We start from the raw sequence: 2,127 nt of genomic DNA, 5'->3' as shown, positions 1-2,127 counted from the left end.
AGGCCGGTACTCTAACCAACTGAGCTACAACCGCAACTCCACCAGCCCGGATCGCCGCCCGAGCGTGGGATGCGTAATAGGCATCCCACGCGGCCCCGTCAAGCGGGCATCGGCGGGTTTTCAGCATCCCCGGAAATTTCCCAAAACCCGGGTAATCTGCACAATTTCTGCTGAAAGACGTGAGCAAGCCTGCACGGGCCCCCGCCTAGCCTGTCCGACAACGATAAAACGGGACAGAAGGACGATCCGCCATGCCAGACCTCGTGCTCAGGGGCTTGCCCAGATCGCTGCAACATGATGGCTGGTGGCTTGCAGCAGCGTCAGACGGCGAGGCGCCCGCCCCCACCGGCCACCCGACCCGCAACGAACCGACAAAAACACATCGCAGCCAGGCCGCATGGGGGCTGCTTCTGGTCCTCGTCATCCTCGCCGACTGGCTGTTCTGGGGATATGCCGCCGGTCTCTCGCTGCCGATCTTCGCCGGTTCCTGCCTGTCGGTGATTCTCACCCTCGCACCGCATCGTTTTGCCCCCCGCGCACTTGCCCTGCTTGTCGGTGCCTTCCTGATGTCCGCGCTGCCAGTGATCGAAACCGTGCAGGCCCTCTCGCTTCTCTTCCTCATCGGCGGAAGCCTCGGCATCGCCACCCTGATTTTGCTGGGCGGCCACACACCTCTCGCCCGCCTGCCCGCCCTCACCGCGCGGCTGGTCCGTCACCTGCCCGGCTCGGCAGTGACTGAGGTTGCGGATATCGCGGCATCGCCCGCCACCCTGCCCCGCTGGCAGGGTTTGGCCCGGGACTGGGCGGTGCCACTGAGTGTCGGGTTTGTCTTCATCATGCTCCTTGTCTCGGCCAACCCGGTCGCGGAACGCTGGAGCATCGAGGGCGGCGACTGGCTGGCTGAAACGCTCCTCGGAAGCCTGCGGCCGCTCTTCTGGGCGCTGATTGCCCTGCCCCTCTGGCCGCTTCTGACCGCCGACCGCCTGCGCACCCGACTTGAGCGCCCCGCGGCCCCGCGCACCCGCCCAACCCCGGCGCTCTCATCCGAAGTCCGGGCCTTTTTTAACCCCGCCTCCGTCCTCCGCTCGCTGATCCTTTTCAACCTGATCTTCGCGGCCCAGACGGGTCTCGATCTGCGGTACCTCTGGTCCGGCACTGCTTTGCCCGATGGCATGACCTATGCCGAATACGCCCATCGTGGCGCTTATCCGCTGGTGGCGACCGCCCTTCTGGCCGGGGCCTTCGCGCTGGCCTGCCGCCCCTTCGCAACCACCAATCGCAGCCTCAGGGCACTCCTGATGCTGTGGATCGCACAGAACGTGCTTCTGGTGATCTCATCGCTCTACCGGCTCGACCTTTATGTCGACAGCTATGGGCTGACCTATCTGCGCGCCTATGCGGCGGTCTGGATGGGACTTGTGGCGGCCGGGCTGGTGAGCGTGGTCTGGCAAATTGCCGGAACACGGTCGAATGGCTGGCTGATCGCGGTCAATACGGGCCTTACCCTCGCCACGCTCTATGCCTGCGCATTCGTCAATTTCGCCCATCTCATCGCCACCCATAACCTCGCCCAGAGCGAGGATGAGGTGGATTATCACTATGTCTGTGACCTCGGACCCGATGCCGCTGCCGCCCTTCGTATCGCCGAACCGCCGGATTGGCCGCACTATTGCGCGGGCCATACGATCGCCGAGGGGCCAGTGATCGCGGGCTGGCGCGATTGGGGGTTCCGGTCCTGGCGCATCCGGCGCTACCTTGCAGAACGTAAAGAAACAGGTTTGAGACCGGATGCAGGCGAAAATCCTCGTCACTGATGACGACCCGCAGATCCGCGAGGTTCTGCGCATCGCGCTGGAGCGGGCGGGCTTCACCACGCTGGCGGCCTCGGACGGGCGGGCCGCGCTCGCCTCGGCGGCAAGTGCCCGGCCCGATCTGATCGTGCTTGATATCGGCCTGCCGGAAATGGACGGGCTGGAGGTCTGCCGCCGCCTGCGCGCCACCTCGCAGGTGCCGATCCTCTTCCTGACCGCGCGGGATGATGAGATCGACCGCATCCTCGGGCTGGAACTGGGGGCGGACGATTATGTCACCAAACCCTTCTCACCGCGTGAGGTCGTGGCCCGTATC

2 protein-coding genes are annotated in these 2,127 nt (G+C 65.2%); both read left to right on the top strand.

Going from position 1 to position 2,127, the window contains the following annotated elements:
- The first annotated feature begins 251 nt into the window (after positions 1 to 251).
- A complete protein-coding gene (locus WBB85_RS13805; RefSeq protein ID WP_432639185.1) occupies positions 252 to 1,814 on the top strand; it encodes a DUF4153 domain-containing protein in 1,563 nt (520 codons plus the stop codon).
- The coding region (locus tag WBB85_RS13800) for a response regulator (RefSeq protein ID WP_432639184.1) at positions 1,789 to 2,127 on the top strand (339 nt) is incomplete at its 3' end. The genes WBB85_RS13805 and WBB85_RS13800, both read left to right, overlap by 26 nt.

The sequence above is a fragment of the Albidovulum sp. genome, assembly GCF_049646345.1.
Taxonomy (GTDB): Bacteria; Pseudomonadota; Alphaproteobacteria; order Rhodobacterales; family Rhodobacteraceae; genus Albidovulum.
This window is presented reverse-complemented; position numbering and strand designations above follow the sequence as displayed.